Annotated in this window: 15 protein-coding genes; all 15 read right to left on the minus strand. The window is 54.3% G+C overall.

The window, feature by feature from the left end; translation table 11 throughout:
* Positions 1-167: 167 nt before the first annotated feature.
* On the minus strand, positions 168-1,019 hold the full coding sequence (locus tag NYE24_RS11305; RefSeq protein WP_036690194.1) for an Rpn family recombination-promoting nuclease/putative transposase: 852 nt from the start codon (positions 1,017-1,019) through the stop codon (positions 168-170).
* A gap of 122 nt (positions 1,020-1,141) precedes the next feature.
* Positions 1,142-2,260 (minus strand): cell division protein FtsZ, encoded by a 1,119-nt coding sequence (gene ftsZ / locus NYE24_RS11310; RefSeq protein ID WP_036690196.1) that lies wholly within the window; start codon positions 2,258-2,260, stop codon positions 1,142-1,144.
* 63 nt (positions 2,261-2,323) lie between these two features.
* Positions 2,324-3,586, minus strand: a complete 1,263-nt coding sequence (gene ftsA / locus NYE24_RS11315; protein WP_036690197.1) for a cell division protein FtsA — start codon at positions 3,584-3,586, stop codon at positions 2,324-2,326.
* Between the two features lie 326 nt (positions 3,587-3,912).
* On the minus strand, positions 3,913-4,677 hold the full coding sequence (locus tag NYE24_RS11320; protein WP_036690199.1) for an FtsQ-type POTRA domain-containing protein: 765 nt from the start codon (positions 4,675-4,677) through the stop codon (positions 3,913-3,915).
* Between the two features lie 65 nt (positions 4,678-4,742).
* Positions 4,743-6,026: a UDP-N-acetylglucosamine 1-carboxyvinyltransferase gene (murA, locus tag NYE24_RS11325; protein ID WP_036690200.1), complete on the minus strand. Its 1,284-nt coding sequence runs from the start codon at positions 6,024-6,026 to the stop codon at positions 4,743-4,745.
* A 186-nt stretch (positions 6,027-6,212) separates the two neighbouring features.
* Positions 6,213-7,328, minus strand: a complete 1,116-nt coding sequence (gene murG / locus NYE24_RS11330) for an undecaprenyldiphospho-muramoylpentapeptide beta-N-acetylglucosaminyltransferase (RefSeq protein ID WP_036690202.1) — start codon at positions 7,326-7,328, stop codon at positions 6,213-6,215.
* Positions 7,329-7,333: 5 nt separating this feature from the next.
* Positions 7,334-8,431: a stage V sporulation protein E gene (gene spoVE, locus NYE24_RS11335; protein ID WP_036690204.1), complete on the minus strand. Its 1,098-nt coding sequence runs from the start codon at positions 8,429-8,431 to the stop codon at positions 7,334-7,336.
* A 49-nt stretch (positions 8,432-8,480) separates the two neighbouring features.
* Positions 8,481-9,902 (minus strand): UDP-N-acetylmuramoyl-L-alanine--D-glutamate ligase, encoded by a 1,422-nt coding sequence (murD, locus tag NYE24_RS11340; protein ID WP_342478694.1) that lies wholly within the window; start codon positions 9,900-9,902, stop codon positions 8,481-8,483.
* Between the two features lie 3 nt (positions 9,903-9,905).
* Positions 9,906-10,871 (minus strand): phospho-N-acetylmuramoyl-pentapeptide-transferase, encoded by a 966-nt coding sequence (mraY, locus tag NYE24_RS11345; protein ID WP_036690209.1) that lies wholly within the window; start codon positions 10,869-10,871, stop codon positions 9,906-9,908.
* 15 nt (positions 10,872-10,886) lie between these two features.
* Positions 10,887-12,299 carry a UDP-N-acetylmuramoyl-tripeptide--D-alanyl-D-alanine ligase gene (gene murF / locus NYE24_RS11350; RefSeq protein ID WP_342478695.1) on the minus strand — a complete coding sequence of 471 codons (1,413 nt, stop codon included), beginning with the start codon at positions 12,297-12,299 and terminating at the stop codon, positions 10,887-10,889.
* Positions 12,296-13,783 carry a UDP-N-acetylmuramoyl-L-alanyl-D-glutamate--2,6-diaminopimelate ligase gene (locus tag NYE24_RS11355; RefSeq protein ID WP_342478696.1) on the minus strand — a complete coding sequence of 496 codons (1,488 nt, stop codon included), beginning with the start codon at positions 13,781-13,783 and terminating at the stop codon, positions 12,296-12,298. The genes murF and NYE24_RS11355 overlap by 4 nt, the downstream gene beginning before the upstream one ends.
* A 95-nt stretch (positions 13,784-13,878) precedes the next feature.
* Positions 13,879-15,807 (minus strand): stage V sporulation protein D, encoded by a 1,929-nt coding sequence (locus tag NYE24_RS11360; RefSeq protein WP_036690345.1) that lies wholly within the window; start codon positions 15,805-15,807, stop codon positions 13,879-13,881.
* 90 nt (positions 15,808-15,897) lie between these two features.
* The gene (locus tag NYE24_RS11365; protein ID WP_036690215.1) at positions 15,898-18,129 is read right to left on the minus strand and encodes a PASTA domain-containing penicillin-binding protein; all 2,232 of its coding nucleotides are present in this window, start codon (positions 18,127-18,129) and stop codon (positions 15,898-15,900) included.
* Between the two features lie 42 nt (positions 18,130-18,171).
* A complete protein-coding gene (locus tag NYE24_RS11370) occupies positions 18,172-18,570 on the minus strand; it encodes a hypothetical protein (RefSeq protein WP_036690217.1) in 399 nt (132 codons plus the stop codon).
* A gap of 23 nt (positions 18,571-18,593) precedes the next feature.
* Complete coding sequence (gene rsmH / locus NYE24_RS11375) at positions 18,594-19,547, minus strand: 16S rRNA (cytosine(1402)-N(4))-methyltransferase RsmH (protein WP_036690219.1); 954 nt, start codon at positions 19,545-19,547, stop codon at positions 18,594-18,596.
* Positions 19,548-19,563 lie beyond the last annotated feature (16 nt).

The raw sequence follows: 19,563 nt of genomic DNA on the forward strand, positions 1-19,563 counted from the left end.
GCTCTCTTTTTAGACGATAAGATTAGTATAGAAACTCCTGTATCCAAAGTCTGTCTAAACATGGGGGGCGTTCTTGCAGTTTTTTTGTCGACTTATGGGCATTGAGAGGAACTTCAGTGCACAACACAAAAGCCAGCCCTAAGCGGCTGGCTTCATGAGAAACGTATTTAGTTATTGATAGATTTCAGCTCTTCTTCGGAGAGTCCGGTTGCTTTCTGCACTGAAGCACGATCCATTCCCATCGACAGGAGATTCTTTGCTATTACCCGCTTGGCCTCCAGTTCACCCGCAGCAGTTCCCTTAGCGAAGCCTTCTCTAAGCGCACCATCCCGCTGCGAGGCTTCGTCCATCAGAAATTTCTGGCGGTCCTCATATTTGCGGCGGGCCTCCGAATCCTGGCTCAGAAATTCCAGCGTCTCCATCGCCTTCTTCAAGGCTGGCTCATTCATTTGCAGCACCTCCCATTCAGAGTAGTCAATGCCTTTCAGGAACAACAGCCAGTTCACAAGGCCGCCCTCGCCGGGCGTAACCGGCTGGTTCAGCTTGGGCAGCTCCAGGAAATGAATCTCTATATCATCTGTCAGCGGCGCTCCGCTGCTGTCCTCCCGCAAATGAAATACACTATGTGTATGTTCATTAGGGAGCACCTTGTAATTCAGAATGTTAATCGTCACGCATTTCTTAAGCTCGGTATATTTCCCGCTGACTTGAAGCTGCCCGGCATAACGCTTGCTCCAATAATACAGCGTGCGTTTCTCAATATCATATTTGTTGAACAGCTGCATCTCAATGTTAATCAGCTTGCCGTCCACCGTCTTGGCCCATATATCAAATATCGCCTGCTTATCCAGCGGATCATCCTTATCCGTATAAGGATTGAGCAGCACCACTTCCTCCAGCGGAAGATCGCCCGCATCCAAGAATATCTGGTTCAAAAAGGCGAGCAGTACATCCTTGTTGCCCTCGCTTGCAAAAATTCGCTTAAATACAAAATCCACCCGGGGGTCCAGCATTTCCATGGTATCGTCTCCCGTTAACGTAATTATACAGCCTGAAAAGCAAAAAAACACCATACCCCGCAGTTCAAAGCTGCGTGATACGGTGCTTCCGTAACAGTCTATGCTATTAATGGCTCTTAATCTTAATCATTATTACCGCGTGTCCGGTTGCGCAGGAAGGTTGGAATATCCAGCTGATCAGAGCTTGTCTGATTCCCGAACGGACGAAGATTCTCACTCTTGCTCTTATTATCAGCAGCCGGTTCGCTGTTTGCCGCGGGACGGCGTACAGGAGCTATTGGAGAAGGCTTGTGTTCAAAGCCGGTCGCAATAACAGTAACCTTGATCTCGTCCTTCATACTCTCTTCGATAATGGCACCGAAGATCATATTCACTTCAGGGTCCGAAGCCGAAGTAACGATCTCTGCAGCTTCATTCACTTCGTACAGGGAGAGGTTAGAGCCGCCTGTAATGTTCATAATGACACCGCGTGCACCTTCGATGGAGGTTTCAAGCAGCGGGCTCATAATCGCTTTGCGGGCCGCCTCAGACGCCCGGTTCTCACCGGTGGCAATCCCGATGCCCATAAGCGCTGAACCGCGCTCCGTCATAATCGTCTTCACATCAGCAAAGTCAAGGTTGATCAGTCCGGGAACCTGAATAAGGTCGGAGATGCCTTGTACCGCCTGCCGGAGTACATTGTCCGCTTCACGGAACGCTTCCAGCATTGGAGTTTTCTTATCCACAATTTCTAGGAGGCGGTCATTTGGAATCACAATCAGCGTATCAACCTTTTCCTTGAGCGCTTCGATTCCAAGCTCTGCCTGGTTGGCACGTTTTCTGCCTTCAAAAGTGAACGGGCGGGTCACGACGCCTACCGTCAATGCTCCGCATTCTCTAGCGATTTCGGCAATGACAGGCGCTGCGCCTGTTCCGGTACCGCCGCCCATACCTGCGGTAACGAAGACCATGTCCGCGCCCTTCAGCGTATTCGAGATCAGATCGCGGGATTCCTCTGCCGCCTTCTTGCCAACCTCAGGATTCGCTCCTGCGCCAAGTCCGCGGGTCAATTTATCCCCGATTTGTAATTTATGCTCCGATTTGGCCATATGCAGCGCTTGGGCGTCTGTATTAACCGTGATGAACTCAACACCCTGAACGCCATTTTCAATCATCCGGTTCACAGCGTTGCTTCCGCCACCGCCGACGCCGATGACTTTTATTTGCGCCAAGCTCTCCATTTCAAAATCAAATTCCAACATATTGTTTCCATCTCCCCCTCGAGTAGTGCTTGGATGGCCAATCCAAGTATATCTGGATTACACTTATATGAACTCGCTAAACATATTCTTTAGTCGTTCCACCAGACCTGGCTTCTTGGAAGAATCCTGAACCGGCGCTGCGCTCTGCTTGCTGCGGTTAACGGTCTTCTTGTTGGCACTTCCGCCGCTGCTCCGTCCGCGGTAGTTGCGTACCACATTATGAAGGATGCCTACGCCGCCGGTGAAGCCGGGGTCACGCACTCCGATATAATCCGGTACAGCGATCCGTACGGAGGCTGCGAGCTCGTTCTGGGCTACCTTAAGCACCCCTGGCATCGAAACTGTGCCACCCGTAAGTATATAACCTCCCGGGAGCTCCGTATAACCAAGCCGCTTCACTTCCTGACGGATCAGGTGGAAGATTTCCTGGACTCTTGGCTCGATAATCGCTGCCAAATCCTCCTGGTTGAATTCCTTCTCCACATTGCTGCCGATACGCAGGACCTTGAAGACGACCTCCGAAGCAGCATCATCGATCCAGGCACAGCCGTATTTCAGCTTGACCTTCTCGGCCTGGTCGGTAAGTGTCCGAAGTCCGTACGCAATATCATTGGTTATGAATTCTCCTCCGATCGGAATCGTGGAGGTTGCACTAAGGGAACCTTCTTCATATACGGCTATCGTGGCTTGTCCGGCACCGATATCCACCAGTACAGCCCCCATTGATTTCTCATCTTTGGAGAGCGCTAATCCGCCAGCCCCGAGAGACATAAGGACAAGATCTTTAACCTTCAGACCTGATTTCTCCACGCAGCGGAGCAGATTATGTATGGGGGTCTTGGCACCGGTAATGATCGTAGCTTCCACTTCCAGGCGGACGCCGATCATTCCGCGCGGGTCCTGAATACCTTCAAGGCCGTCGACGATATACTGCTTGGCGACAACATCAATGACCTCGCGTTCCGGCGGGAGTGCAATAACCTCCGCTGCCTTGATTACACGGTCGATGTCATCTTCGCCGATCTCACGGTCCTCATTCTGAACGGCAACTACGCCGTGGCTGGATTGCAGGCCGATATGGTTGCCGGATATGCCGACATACACCTCGGATATTTGAATACCGACCATTTGCTCCGCATGCTCTACGGCACTCCTGATCGATTGCACAGTCTGATCGATGTCTACAATCGCACCCTTGCGTATCCCTTCCGAATCAGCAGATCCAACGCCAATAATATTGAAGGTTCCACTAGTAACTTCCCCGATTATTGCCCGAACTTTGGATGTACCGATGTCCAAACTAACAATGATGTCATTGTTGCTCAAGCCCTATGGCACCTCCTGTTATAATCATAATAAACAAGCTTTTGATCCCGGTCGCGGGAAACATCTCTGTACATATTCAACATCCCTAATCCTTTCCCTCTTTTTTCAACAAATTTTTTGAGAGGAATAATATGACAAGGTATTCACGTACCGGCAGGCGCCCTCCGCTAAGCGGGATCAGCACCTGACCTTCAAACAAGAAAAACAAGAGAACAGCGGCTATATCCTGAATTGCATCTCAAAAAATCCGCAGAAAAAAGAGGGATATTGCTTATTACCCGTAAAACAGATTGTAGCATTTATTCCGCTTCATTAGTAGGGACTATTTACTCTTGTGCATCTGCGTCTTCTCCGTTGTCCCCGGCTTCAGAATGGAATGGAACATAGGAATCCGCCTCCAGCATTTTGATAAGTCCCGGCTCCTCCGTCTGAATCACCTGATTCAAATAGCCTACTTTATCCTTGAGCAGCGAAATGGCCGTTATGACCTCAAAGCGTGAACGTGTGTAGAGCTTGATCCGGTCCGGAAAAGACAACGTCGGGGAAGGTACAATCTCCGATATATCACTGGTCAGCTCATTCGGAATTCCGGCCAGCGCCTGGCACAGCTTGGTCTTATAAGGATCGTCAGCCTTCCAGTTGGTCAATATCGGCTTCTCTACAGCAATTCCGGTATCCGTCACAGAGACGGCGGCCCCGCTCGACAGAATAGCTTCCAGCACGCCTGCCTGGTCCAGTTCATAGGCAACCGCCGGGTACTCCTTCACAGTGATCGTAACCACACCGGGGAACTTCTTGCTGACCTGCGCCTCCTGAACTGTTTTCAGCTCCTCCAGCGCCTTCCCCACGGAATCTCCGGAGACTGCAAAGAACTGTCCTCCGATCTTCAGGCCGCTTGCTGCCAGCAGCTGCTCACGGGACGTATATTTATCCCCCTGCATTTCAATGGCTGTAATCTTGCTGATCGACGAACGGAAGAAGATTACAGCCAGCAGTGCAGTGAACAGCAGTGCCAGGATGATGATAATTTTACGGTTTTTTCTCTTGCTAGGCTTGTCCTCTTTCAAAAGAGGTATTCGCGTTTTTGGCATTCTCATATCTCCGTAATAAGGCCCTGTCTCCTTCCTCACGGCTTCGCCGAAGGAGACAGGGAGCTTTAATTGGCCAAATCCAGCGGGTCAGGCACAGGCACCTTGCGGCTAATGCGCGCCCCCAGCTTTTGAAACAGTAATTCGATGCCGTCATATCCCCGGTCTATATGATGAGCCTGCTCTACAACAGTCGTTCCCTGAGCAGCCAGTCCGGCGATTACTAGGGCAGCTCCTGCCCGCAGGTCAGTGGCCTCAACCGTTGCTCCATACAACCGCTGAACGCCGCGTATGAAGGCCCTGTTAAGATCAATAGAGATATCCGCTCCCATCCGGGCCATCTCCTCCACATGCTTGAAGCGCCCTTCAAAGACCGTCTCCTTAATTACACTGAACCCGTCCGCCAGGGACAATAGAACCATTACCTGGGACTGCAGGTCCGTAGGAAAGGACGGATACGGAGAGGTAACAATACGCTCAACCGCACGGGGACGTCCCATACAGCTGATATTAATTATATCATTGCACACTGTAATTTGAACACCGGCGCGCCTCAGGATGTGGATCAGGGAGGTCAAATGTCCTGCATTGGTGTGGGTCAGCGTTACATTGCCCCGCGTGGCGGCGGCAGCAATCATCACGGTTCCGGCAACAATCCGGTCGGGGATCACCTCATAGCTGCAGGCATGGAGCTTGCGGACACCCTGAATGGTGATCGTATCGGTCCCTGCCCCGATAATCTGTGCCCCCATCGCATTGAGGAAGTTCTGTAGGTCCTGGATTTCCGGTTCTCTCGCTGCCCCGGAGACGGTAGTCGTGCCCTCGGCCATGGCGGCGGCCATCATGATATTCTCCGTGGCGCCCACGCTGGGATAATCCAGATGGATATCACAGCCTCTCAAGCTAGCAGCCCGGCAGCAGATCCTGCCGCCCGTCTCCTCAATCTCTGCCCCGAGCAGCTTGAGGCTCTGCAGGTGGAGATCAATCTTGCGCTCCCCGATCGCACAGCCTCCCGGCTGATAGATCGTCACTTCCCCGAACTTGGCCAGAAGAGGCCCCATCAGGAATATGGAGGATCTCATCTGCCGCATCAGGTCCTCCGGCACATGAGAGGTCAAGAGAAAGGATGTATCGACGGTGACCGTCTCCTCTTCATGCACTGTCCTGCAGCCCAGCCGCTGCAGAATATGCAGCATCGTTTCGATGTCCAGCAGCTTCGGCACATTATGCAGTGAGTGAACTCCTTCGGCCAGCAGGCTCGCTGCCAGAATCGGCAGTGCCGCATTTTTTGCTCCATGGATACGTATGGTGCCTGACAGGGGGGTTCCACCCTCAATCACCAATTTGTCCAATGTATCACCTCCGAGATTACCGCTCACCCACCATAAGCACTTCCTGGCCCCGCCGTCCTGCGAAATGGGTCAGAACGAATTCCGTCTCCGAATCTCAGACATCAAGAAGCGCTCTGGGTGATTGTCACGATTATAGGATCATCCTATGTTCGGAGCTCCGTGTGTGTGACAATGTAAGCCCGGATTCTAGCGTCCCCGGCCTGCAGCCAGCCTGTGCAGCTCACTGACTACCAGGGAAGCGGAATCTCTTTTGCCGAGGCGTCTTGAGGCCTCCGACATGCTGCGATGCAGCGTATCCGCTCCGATGATCTTCTGAACCGCTGTGAACAGCGCCTCTCCGCTCAGATCCTTCTCCAGAAGCACCACTGCCGCACCTTCACCTTCCAGCGCTCTGGCGTTGGCTTCCTGATGGTTGTTCGTTACATTAGGAGACGGAATGAGGACAGAGGGTATGCCAAGCGCGGTAATCTCTGCAAGAAAAGAGGCGCCTGCCCGGTTCACGATCAGGGAAGTGCAGGCCAGCACCTCAGGCATATTGTGAACATAAGGGAGGACATGCAGCCAATTCGGAATACCGCCGAGCTGCTCGCGTACCGCTTTGCGGGTATCCTCGAAGTAAGACTCTCCGGTGACATACACATAGTGAACACCATTCCCCTTACCCACAAATGGTGCCATTTCAATCATGGCACGGTTAATCGCCTTGGCCCCCCCGCTTCCTCCGACAACCAGCACCACCGTACTACCTTCAGGAACTCCTAGTGAAGCAAAGCCGCGCTGCGGGTTCGCTGTCATGACCGTAGTGGCCCGGGGATTGCCCGTATAGATTACATTCTTGGCCCCGGAAAAAGCCGCCTCTGTGCCTTCAAAGCTCACCGCGACCGTGCTGGCATACCGGCTGAGAAAACGGTTGGTCAGTCCCGGAATCGCATTCTGTTCATGGATCAGGGTCGGGATGCCGAGCCGCGAGGCTGCATACACTACAGGCCCGCAGACATACCCCCCGGTACCGACAACCACATCAGGCTTGAACTCGCGCAGCATGGCTTTGGAGGCTTTGACCCCCTTCAGGAACCGCATAACCGTCTTCACATTATCCATCGACAGCTTGCGGCGGAAGCCTGTAATATCAATGGACTGGAAAGGCAGATTCTCCTGGGGAACCAGCTTGCTCTCCAGACCTCGCTTGCCTCCGATATACAGGAAGACAGAATCCGTATCTTCGGATTCCAGTTGTCTGGCTACGGCTACGGCAGGATAAATATGTCCTCCCGTGCCGCCGCCGCTAAGTACAATACGCATGTCTTTCACCTCGCATAACGTGATAAATTAAGCAGAATGCCAAGAGCTGTGAGCATCAGGGTCAGCGATGAGCCGCCGTAGCTGATCAGCGGAAGCGTGATGCCGGTTACCGGAATCAGGCCGATCACCACACCGATGTTGATGACAACCTGAACCGCTACCATACATACAATACCTACAGCAAGATAGCTTCCGAAGCGGTCCGGCAGGCTCATAGCGACCTTCATTCCGCGCCAGATCAGCAGCAGGAACAGCAGCAGTACGGCCAGCCCCCCGATAAACCCCAGCTCCTCGGCCAAAATTGAGAAAATAAAATCAGTCTGCGGCTCCGGGACGTAGCTGTATTTTTGCCGGCTCATCCCGAAGCCCAGTCCGCCCAGCCCGCCGGGACCCACCGCATAGAGTGACTGGATGATCTGATAACCGGCGCCCAGCGGATCGGACCAGGGGTCCAGAAAGGCGGTGATCCGCTGCAGTCGGTAAGGCGCCGCTGCAATGAGTCCGGCGAACCCGGCCAGCCCCAGCGCACCAAGGGAGAGCAGATGCTTCATCCGCGCCCCCGCTGTGAAGACCATCATCAGGGCCGCGCCGAACATGACAGTGCCTGTGCCGAGATCCGGCTGAAGCATAATCAGCGCGAACGCGGAGCCGATCAACGCAAGCGGCGGAAGCAGCCCGCGCATGAAGCTGGAAATGTCATACTCCTCGGTTCCGAGCCATTTGGCCAGGAAGAGGATCATCCCCATCTTCATGAATTCCGAGGGCTGAATGCCGAAGGAGCTGATGCCGATCCAGCTGCGTGCCCCGCCGCGCACCACTCCGATGCCGGGTATCAGCACCAGCACCAGCAGGGCGAAGCACACGATCAGGAGCGGCCGGGCGAACCTTTTCAGCACCAGATAATCGGTGTTCGCCGTAATGAACATCGCGATGAGGCCCAGGCCTGCGAACAGCATCTGTCTTTTGACAAAGTAAAACGAATCGCCATAATTGCGGAAGCCCAGAACGGACCCGGCACTGTATACCATTACCATACCGATAGCCAGTAAGGCCAGTATCGGAAGCAGCAGCCAGATATCGGGCGCATGACGGGATTTGTTCATCAGGAGCACACCTCTTGCATCCGTAGTAGGGGCTTATCCACCCCCCTACTTAAAGGTTATGCACCGCCTCTTTAAAAATACGCCCGCGCTCCTCATAGGAGGTAAACATATCCCAGCTGGCACAGGCAGGGGACAGGAGAACTACATCCCCAGCTTCCGCCAGGGCGGAAGCCTCCCGCACAGCCTGCTCCAGCACGGCAGCGGCACTCTCCCCATTATCGACGGAGATGACCGTCTTTACTCCTGCCAGCCGGGCTACAGCCGCCAGCTTGTCCCGGGTCTGTCCAAGCGTCACCAGGGCTTTGACATTCTCCCCGAGGACAGGCAGCAGCTCCATATAATCCGAGCCGCGGTCCAGGCCCCCGGCAATAAGAATGACCGGCTTAAGGAAGGAGGCCAGCGCCATGGAGGTAGCTTTGGAATTGGTAGCCTTGGAATTGTTATAATAGGCCGCACCTGCGTTATCTGTTACATACTCCAGCCTGTGCTCCACCCCGCGGAAGGAAGCCAGCACCGGACCCAGCACCGCCGGGTCCGCCCCTGCGGCAATGGCAATGCCGCAGGCAGCCAGCGCATTCCCCACATTGAAGCGGCCGGGAAGTCCGATAGAATCGACATCAGCTATTTCGGTCTCGCTCTCGGTGTAATCGCGGTAGATAATAACCCGCTTCAGCTCGTCTACCGTATCCGCCACATAGGACGGGCGGACGAAGATGCCCTGCACCAGCTCCTCATTCATGGAGAAGGGCAGAATTCCCGCCTTCAGATAGGGCACCAGCTCGCGGCAGACCGGATCATCCCAGTTCAGCACAGCGGTATCCTCCGGTCCCTGATTGGCGAACAGCTTGGACTTAGAGGCTACATAGTCCTCCATGCCTCCATGGTAGTCCAGGTGGGTCTCCGCGACATTCAGCAAGGCAGCAATCTTGGGCCGGAACGTTTCCGTGCCCTTCAGCTGGAAGCTGCTTAGCTCGACCACCATCCAGTTGTCCGCGTCAGCCTCCTGTGCGGCCTGAGAGAGCGGCGTTCCTATGTTCCCGGCCACAATAGGGCGCATCCCTGCCGCCTCCAGCATAAGGCCTACCCAGGTCGTTGTAGTGGTCTTGCCGTTGGAACCGGTAATGCCGATCATCGGGGCAGCGCAGAGATGGTAAGCTACCTCTACCTCGGTCACCACCTCAATCCCCAGCTCCAGCGCCTGCTGTACGGGAGCGACCGAATAGGGAATCCCCGGATTCTTCACAACCAGCTCCACACCCTCGTGGATCAAGTTCTCCGGATGTCCGCCACATATAACAGAAATTCCCAAAGATTCCAGTTCGGAAGCTTCGGGACTCTGATCTCTTTCCTTTTTATCATTGACCGTCACCACAGCGCCGTGTTCATGCAGCACCTTGGCCACCTGGACGCCGCTTTTGGCGAGCCCCAGGACGACCACCTTTTGACCACGGTACAGATCCGGATGTTTCATTCGTTACAACCCCTTGATGAGATATAGTCCAGCTGCCGCCAGCACAAGGCCCACCGCCCAGAAGGAGACGACTACGCGCCACTCCGACCAGCCGCCCAGCTCAAAGTGATGATGGATCGGGCTCATTCTGAATACCCGTTTGCCGCGTGTCTTAAACGAAGCGACCTGAATAATTACGGACAGCATTTCAACCACGAAGATTCCGCCGATCACCACAAAGAGCAGCTCGGTCTTGGTGACAATAGCAATCGCGCCAATCGCCCCGCCAATCCCGAAGGAGCCGAAATCGCCCATGAACACCTTGGCAGGATGGGCATTGAATACGAGAAACCCAAGCACTGCGCCAATCATCGCAGCCGCACAGACACCAGCGGCAATCGAGGTTGCCTGCATGGCTACCACCGCGAAGGCAGCCAGCGCAATCGCACTTACGCCTGACAGCAGACCATCCACACCGTCCGTGAAGTTAACGGCATTCGTGACTGCCATCATCATCAGCACAATGAACGGATAATAGAACCAGGGGCCCCAGTCGAAGCTGAAGGAGGTTCCCGGAACGCTGATATTGGTATTATGCCCGGCCGAGATCAGCAGAACGCTGAGCACGACGCCAACCAGCAGCTGGCCTATCAGCTTCTGGCGCGCCGTAAGGCCGAGGGAGCGCTTGAACACAATTTTGATATAATCATCCAGGAATCCAATGAGTCCATAGCCCAGCGTAGCAGCCAGCAGTACATAGAAATCCGAATTAATTACCGAGAATTTCAGAAAAGACAGCGTGAACGCGACCATGATGATTACGCCGCCCATGGTAGGGGTTCCCGCCTTTTTCAGATGGGTCTGGGGCCCGTCGTCACGAACCTGCTGTCCCAGCTTGAGCCGGCGCAGCAGCGGTATGATCAGCGGAGCGGCAATGACCGCAAGGATAAAGGACACAGCAATAGTCAGCAGAAGCAATTGATAATCCATGGGTACACCCCTCCTTTAGTTAGAATTCGCTTCAGAATGTTCTTTCAAGCGGTGGAGCACTTCCTCCAGCCGCATTCCTCTGGATGCTTTGAACAACACAACATCATTATTGCCGCACTTTGCATTCAAGGCATTGATCAAGTCTTCTTTATCTGTAAAAGCATAGATATGCCCGGCCTCGAACCGCTCCGAGGCCGCCGCCGCCAGCTGTACCGCCAGCGGGCCGAAGGTGAATACGTCATCCGTCAGCTCCGGGTCGAGATAGCTGCCGATCTGCCGGTGGAACTGAAGCTCCTCCGGCCCGAGTTCCAACATGTCTCCCAGCACTGCGATTCTGCGGCCGCTGCATTTCATAGACTGCAGCACATCAATCGCCGCCCTCATGGAGGTCGGACTGGCATTGTAGGCGTCATTCAGCAGAACCAGCCCGCTGGCCGCCTGAATAACCTCAATCCGCATCCCAGTCAGCTTGAGGCCGCTTAGTCCTTCTGCCATATTCTCATCGGTCACCTTATAATGACGTGCCACTGCAAGCGCAGCGAGCGCATTAATTACATTATGCTGTCCCGGCAGCGGAAGGGTGAAGGCACGCTCCCCATGCTGCAGCGAGGTGAAGGTCATCCTCCCGCTGTGTGTCATGAGCCCGGTCGGATAATCATCATTGTCAGCCGACTGCCCGAAGCGGAAGGTCTTCAGCCCTTCAGGCGCGCGGAACCCTGGCTCTGCCAGAACCTCGGCAAGCAGCGGCTCATCCCCGTTATAGATCAGCAGCCCGCCCGGCTGAAGTCCGTCCACAATCTCAAGCTTCGCTCTGGCAATCTCCTTGCGGGAGCCAAGCTGCAGCAGATGGGATTCGCCAACATTGGTAATCACCGCTACGTCAGGAGAAGCGAGCAGAGACAGCAGAGCGATCTCTCCCCTTGAGCTCATGCCCATCTCCAGCACAGCGATCTCAACATCGCTGTCCATAGAGAGAATCGTAAGCGGCAGGCCGATATGATTGTTGAAGTTCCCTTGGGTCTTGTGCACCTTGTACTGCACTTCCAGCAGTGCCGTAATCATATCCTTGGTTGTCGTCTTGCCGTTGCTTCCCGTAACAGCAACTACACGGGGGGCAACTTCGGCCAAGTAGGCGGAGGACAGCTTCTGCAGTGCCGCTAAAGTGTCCTCTACCAGAATAACCGCGCCGCCTGCGGGTGCAGGCCCCTTATCCTTCTGCCAGAGGGTAGCGGCAGCTCCCGCCGCCAGGGAAGCGGCCGCATAGTGATGGCCGTCGAAGTTCTCTCCAACCAGCGGGACGAACAGGCAGTCCGGCGATATTTTCCGCGAATCGGTTACAACTCCCTGAATCTCTATATCCTTAGCTTCGGATGAGGACAGCTCTCCTCCGCACATTTCCGCGACATTATGCAATGTTCTAATAATCAATAGCTTCGGCCCCTTATCACTTCTTTGGCAACGATGCGGTCATCGAAATCATGAACGACTCCCTTGATCAGCTGATAGGTCTCATGACCTTTCCCCGCAATCAATACTACATCGCCGGGGCTTGCCATTTCAACAGCTTTTGTGATGGCTTCCCGCCGGTCCGGAATCATCTCGTAGCGCTCGCGCTCCACGCCATCCTCGCGCAGACCCGCCTCAATATCAGCCAGAATCTGCAGCGGGTCCTCCGTCCGGGGATTGTCGGAGGTGACCAGCACATGGTCGCTGTATTTGGCAGCTATTTTGCCCATGAGAGGCCGTTTGGTCGTATCGCGGTCCCCGCCGCAGCCGAAGACAGTGAGCACTTTGCCTGCTGCGAATTCACATACCGCCTTCAGTACATTCTCCAGACCATCCGGTGTATGCGCATAGTCAACGATTACTGCGAAATCCTGCCCGGCATCCACCGATTCGACACGGCCGTCCACACCGGCAACCGACTCCAGACTGGCCTTGATGCCTTCAAGCGGCACATCCTCCAGCAATGCAGCCGTAATGGCCGCAAGCGCATTATAGACGTTGAACTTGCCGACCATGCGAAGCGAAATATCCGTCTCACCCTTAAACGACTCCACGTGGAAAAAAGTTCCTTTGGCGGTGATCGATATTTGCGAGGCCCGGACATTGGCAGCCTTGTCGATACCATATGTAATGACCTCGGCTGCGGTCTGGGCGGCAAAATAGGCGCTGGCTTCATCGTCTGCATTCAGCACAGCATATTTGCGTTCTTCCTTCCACGGCGAGATCACGTTGCCGAGCCGTGAGAAGAACAAGCCCTTCACTGCGCGGTACTCCTCCATCGTATGGTGGTAATCCAGGTGATCCTGGGTCAGATTCGTAAAGATCGCGGTGCGGTAGTCTGTCCCCTTTACCCGGCCCTGCTGGAGCGCATGAGAGGATACTTCCATCACACAGCACTGTACACCCTTAAGCGCCATATGATTCAGAGTGCGCTGAAGCTCCAGCGATTCCTGTGTCGTACCGGACATCGGATAGCTCTGACCGTCATACCGCATCTGGATCGTACCGATCAGGCCGGTCTTCACCCCATGATCCTGCATGATCCGTTCAATCAGATAGGTGGTGGTCGTCTTGCCGTTAGTACCGGTAATGCCGATCAGCTTCATCCGGCTGCTCGGTGAACCGAAGAAGGCATTCGACAGCACAGACATGGCATACCGGCAATCATCCACCACGATCTGCGGCAGGTCAATGTCCAGCTTCCGTTCGCAGACCAGGGCAGCCGCGCCCTTAGCGGCAGCCTGAGGTGCGTAATCATGTCCGTCCACTGTATGTCCGGGCAGACAGATGAACATATCGCCTTGACCCACCTTGCGAGAATCGACCTGCAAATCCGAAATTTCTATGTCTCCGTCCCCGTATAGACGGGCAGCAGCCAGACAAGAAGAGAGTTCTTTAATTAACATACCTATCCCTCACTCTGCATAAAATCCTTATATTTTGGTTATATTATCCACTTTTATTAAATAGCACTTGTAAGTTTTTTAGTATATAACAAAGCTTACGGTTCATTTGGCGTTCCCATGTAAATCCGGATGGTTGAGCCCTGCTGCACTCTTGCCCCCGCCTTCGGAGCCTGATTGATCACGGTGTTGCCGGTGCCGGAACGGACCAGCATGAAATTCATATTCAGATCCTCATAGATATCCTGAACAGTTGCCCCCGTAAGATCAGGGACCGTCACTATGGGGGTCTCTCCGTATTTATAGGTTCTCGGCAGCTGATCCTTACGCTCTGGAACCTTCAGATACAGAAGAGAATCCTCAAGAATATTCTGGACAATTGGAGCGGCTACTACACCCCCGAACTGAATTCCCTTCGGGTTATCGACCGCCGTATAGACCACGATCTGCGGATCATCCGCTGGCGCAAAGCCGATAAAGGAAACAATATGCTCCGTAGGAGAATACCGGCCGTTGATTACTTTCTGAGCTGTCCCCGTCTTGCCGCCCACACGGTAGCCGTCAATAAATGCCGGCCGGCCCGTGCCTTTGGCAACCACGCTCTCAAGGGCAGCCCGCACTTTCTTCGAGGTCTCCTCCGAGATCACCTGCCGCACTTCCTCCGGCTCAGTCTCGGAGACAATGTTCCCGGTATCCGGGTTAATCCAGGCCTTGGCCACATGCGGAGTATACAGCTTGCCGCCGTTGATGGCTGCCGATACCGCAGCAATCTGCTGGATCGGCGTGACGGATACCCCCTGGCCGAATGCAGTGGTCGCCAGTTCCACTGGACCCACCTGTGCCGGCTTGAACAGAATTCCGTTCGCCTCACCGTTCAGATCGATGCCCGTCTTGCTCCCGAAGCCGAAATCCCGGATGTACTTGAACAGCGTATCCTTACCCAGACGCTGTCCCAAGGCTACAAATCCCGGGTTGCAGGAGTTCTCGACCACTTCAAGGAAGGTCTGACTTCCATGCCCGCCCTTCTTCCAGCAGCGCAGCTTAGCTCCGCCGACCTCAATGTAGCCCGGATCGAAAAAATGCTCATGCTGGAGATCAACCTTCCCCTCCTGCAAAGCCGCAGCCAGCGTGATGATCTTGAAGGTGGAACCCGGCTCATACGTCATCCAGATCGGAAGATTCCGGTTATATACCTCGGCATCGTATTCCTGGTAAGCCCCCGGCTCATACCCCGGCCGGCTCGCCATCGCCAGAATCTCACCGTTACGGGGGTCCATGGCGATAGACCAGGCCCCCTGCGCCTGATATTTCACCATGGCCTGGTCCAGCTCGCGTTCCATAATGGATTGAATCTGCTTGTCGATGGTCAGCTGCAGGCTTAGTCCATCCTGCGGCTCAGTGTACTTCTCGGAGGACCCGGGCATCAGCCGGCCTCCCGCATCGGAGAGATAGGAGATATTGCCCGCGCTCCCCTGAAGCAGCTTATCATAGATGCTCTCTATCCCGGTAATCCCCTGATTATCGATACCAGTGAAACCCAGAATATGTGCGGCCAGATCCCCGAAGGGATAATACCGTTTGTTATCCTCAGCGACAACGATGCCCGGCAGCTGCAAATTACGGATGCTCGCGGCAAGCTCCATCGTAATTTTGCGGCCGCCGGGCTGCAGTTTCACTGAGGCTTTCTTTTGGGTCAGCAGCTGGGCCAGCTTCTCCTCGGTCATCCCGAGCAGCGGAGCCAGCTGCTTCGCGGTCTGTTCCTTCTCCTTCACCTGTACAGGAATGGCATAAATCGTCGGTGAGCTGATGTTATAAGCCAGCGCCACACCCTCCCTGTCCAATATCTCACCGCGTTTGGCGGTGAAGGGGATATTCCGCCGCCATAAATCCTCGGCTTTCTCGCTCAGCTTCTCACCCTGAGTTAACTGTACATAGGCAAGACGCACAGCCAGCGCGCCGAACAACACGGCCAGTCCCAGCAGCGTCCACAGCATTCTCCGCCGGCTAACGACTTTTGATACCTTCATAGTGTTCTCCCCGCTTTCACTCATAGACATGATCTCTTATCTTCATGACTATTCGGGACAAACAGAGGTTAGAACAAGCCTATATGGGTGTTACTTAGCAGCTTCTTCCTTATCGGCATCACTGGCTAAGGCAACAGGGATATTCTCGCCGTATTCATTGAGAGGACTAAGCGTCAGCGCAACCTGGGTTTTACCGTTATTCTTGGTCTGCGTCTGCTCCGTGACATAACCTTCTCCATTGACGGAGATCCCCACCTTCAGCAGGTTCAGAATCTCCAGAGCATCGCGCAGAGACTGCCCGCGCAGATCTGGAAGCGTCAGGTTCTCTCCCTGCTCGCTTAACAGATAGATCCGCTGCCCGGCGGTCAGTGCAGTGCCCTTCTCAGGGTACTGGCTGACTACATTCGCTCCTTGGCCTACAGCTTCAAAATCAAAGCCCTGATTAATGAGCTGCTGTCTTGCCGCCTTCACCGTCTTGCCGGTCAGATCCGGCGCTTTACGCTGGATGGCGGCCTCGACCTTCACCGTCTTCTTGTCGGCAGGGCCCGTGACATCTCCCGCTTTGGGTACGCCCATATAAGGAAGCGCCTGTGAGACGATATCCTTGAAGACCGGACCCGCAGCAGCACCGCCGCCGGCCGCATCGGCAGGCTCGTCAATAATGACGAAGACTGCGATCTTGGGGTCATTGGCCGGTGCATAACCGAGGAAGGAGGAGCGAACTTTGTCGCGGTCATACCCTCCTTTACCGTCTGGCTTAATCGCCGTACCTGTCTTGCCGGCCACCCGGTAACCCTCAATGTAGGCATGCCGGCCGGTTCCGTGCTGCTGATCTGCCACTACCTGCTCCAGATAGCTGCCTGTCTCCCTTGCACTTGCTTCGGAGAGCACCTGCCGTACAACCTCAGGCTGAGTAACCGTGGTCTTGCCGGTGTTCGGATCGGTAACCTCCTTCACCACATGCGGTACCAGTAGCTTGCCGCCGTTCGCAATCGCAGCGACGGCTGTGAGCTGTTGAATCGGGGTCACCAACAGCTTACCGTGTCCATAGGCAAGCGTTGCATTCTCTACCGCCCTGTTCGGATCAGGGTTGACAATACCCTTAACCTCTCCCGGGAGGTCAATGCCTGTCTTTTCCGTGAACCCGAAATCCGTGATATACTGCAGCAGCTTCTCCTTGCCCAGCATCTCGTAACCGAGCTTAACGAACGCAACGTTACTCGACCGCTTAACCCCTTCCAGGAAGCTGATCGTTCCGTAACCGGCTCTGTTCATATCAAAGATAGGCTTGCTGTATCCCTTAATCCGGACAGAACCGGACTGGAAGGTGGCATTCGGATTGAACAGCTTCTCTTGCACAGCACCTGCCAGAGGTACAATCTTGAACGTTGAACCCGGCTCGAATCTCGTCATGATAGCATGATTATAGAAGCCGGCCGCATCCTGATTCAGATCAAAGTATTCATTCGGGTTAAAAGTAGGCATATTCGCCAGACCCAGAATTTCCATCGTCTTCGGGTCGGCCGCAATCACACTGATCGACTTCGGCTTATACTCCGCATACGCCTTTTTCATAGCCTCTTCAATATAGAACTGAATCGTGCTGTCAATCGTCAGCTTGTAGTTGCTTCCATTCACCACAGGCTGGAATGTATCCTTCGAATCGGGCAGCTTGATGCCCTTGCCGTCACTCTGGTAGTTCAACTCGCCGTCCGTACCAGAGAGCTGTTTGTCCAGATACTTTTCCAGTCCCATGGCCGCTTTGCCATCCCTGTCGGTGTAACCCAGAATATGCGCAGCGAGCGAACCCTTCGGATAATAGCGCTTCTGCTCTCTGACGAGCCCGACACCGGTTTCCAGCGTATCATGCTCCTTCTTGAGCTTCTCAACGAAAGCCGTCACTTTATCGGCCATATCCTGGTCAATCTTCCAGCCTTCATTACGGATCTCGCGGTTTTTCAGGTATTTCCCGTCTTTATCCTTCGCCTCCACCAGCTTCTTCAGCTCATCCACCGGTTTGTTCAGCAGCTCATGCAAACCCTGAATTACCTCTTCACCGATTTTTTTCTCGGCAATGACCTCAGGGTTAACCACCACCGTGTAGGCAGGCACATCACTGGCCAGAACATTGCCGTTACGGTCTTCGATCACCCCGCGGACGGCCTTAATGGTTGAAGTATGGGCCCACTGCTTAGCGGCAGTCTCCTGCCACTCCTTGCCTTGCAGAACCTGAATCCAGAATACTCTGGCAACTAAAACAAGAAAAAAGAGGGTAATACACCCTCCTATAAACAGCGTGCGAAGTTTGATTCTCTTAACCATAAGGTACCTCACAACCTCTATTATTGCGATTGCCGTACATCGCTATTTTATACCGGCTTTGTCAGTAGCCTGGCTGCTAAGCGGAACATAGATAGTAGATTCCTCAGAAGGGACCCCAAAGCCCATTTCCTTCGCCCGCGGGACAATCGTCTGCTCCAGCGTCTGCTTCTCCATTTTGTACGTGGCAATTAGCTTTTTGTTGCTCGCGATTTTGCTGTCCAGCTGCTGGGCCTGCATATTCAAATCGTAAATATGGACGTAACGCCAGATCAGGGAGGCTGCTACCAGAATAAAGGCTCCCAGTGTCAGCATGTACAAAAGCTTCTCCTGCAGCGGCAGCACTCTGCGCTTGGTGACAACTTTCGTTTTCTCACGGTACAGCGGGTTTGCCTCTTGTTTTCTCTTAGGTTGAACTGCTAAATTTCCGCGGGTATAAGCCATCTCTGATTCTCCTTTATCGTCATCTACAATTTCTCTGCGATACGCAGCTTGGCTGAACGGGCACGCGAGTTAAGCTCCAGCTCTTCTTCCCCCGGCACAATAGGCTTGCGGTTGATCAGCTTCAGGGTGCCCTCAGCACCGCACACGCAGTACGGAAGGTCAGGCGGACAAGTGCAACGGCTCAGATAGCTGCTGAAAATCTGCTTGCAGATCCGGTCCTCCAGCGAGTGAAAGGTAATTACGGATACCCTTCCCTCAGGCGCCAGACAGCGTACAGCCGCATGCAGCCCTTCCTCAAAAGCACCCAGCTCATCATTGACGGCAATCCGCAGCCCCTGAAAACTCCGTTTGGCCGGATGTCCTCCGGTCCTTCTTGCAGCCGCAGGAATGCCTTCCTTGATCAGCTCGGCCAGTTCTCCGGTTGTCTCCACCGGGCGTTCTTCCCTGCGCTCTACAATTTTCCGGGCAATCCGCCGTGAGAATTTCTCTTCTCCATACTGGAAAAGCACCCTGGCAATCTCCTGCTCACTCCAGGTGTTGATAATATCTGCCGCACTCAGCTGTGCCGACTGGTCCATCCGCATATCCAGCGGGGCGTCGTGGTTGTAGCTGAAGCCTCGTTCCCCTTCATCAAACTGCGGAGATGATACCCCCAGATCAAAGAGAATCCCGTCTACTTGGGGAACTCCGTCCTTTTGCGGAACAAACGGCAGTCCCTTCAGCACCTGCTCCAGATCGCGGAAGTTGGTCTTGACGGTCACCACCTTGTCGCCGTATCCGGACAATCTCTCCTTCGCATTGTTCAGTGCCCAGTCATCCTGATCCAGACAAATCAGCCGTCCCCCGCCGCTCAGCTTGGATGCGATAAGGGCGCTGTGCCCGGCTCCCCCGAGCGTACAATCTACATATAGGCCATCCTTCTTGATGTGCAGCCCTTCTGTCGCTTCTTCTTTTAGTACCGTGATGTGGTGAAACAAGCTGCATCCCTCCAAG

It is taken from the genome of Paenibacillus sp. FSL H7-0350 (genome assembly GCF_038593195.1).
In the GTDB taxonomy this organism is placed as follows: domain Bacteria; phylum Bacillota; class Bacilli; order Paenibacillales; family Paenibacillaceae; genus Paenibacillus_AQ.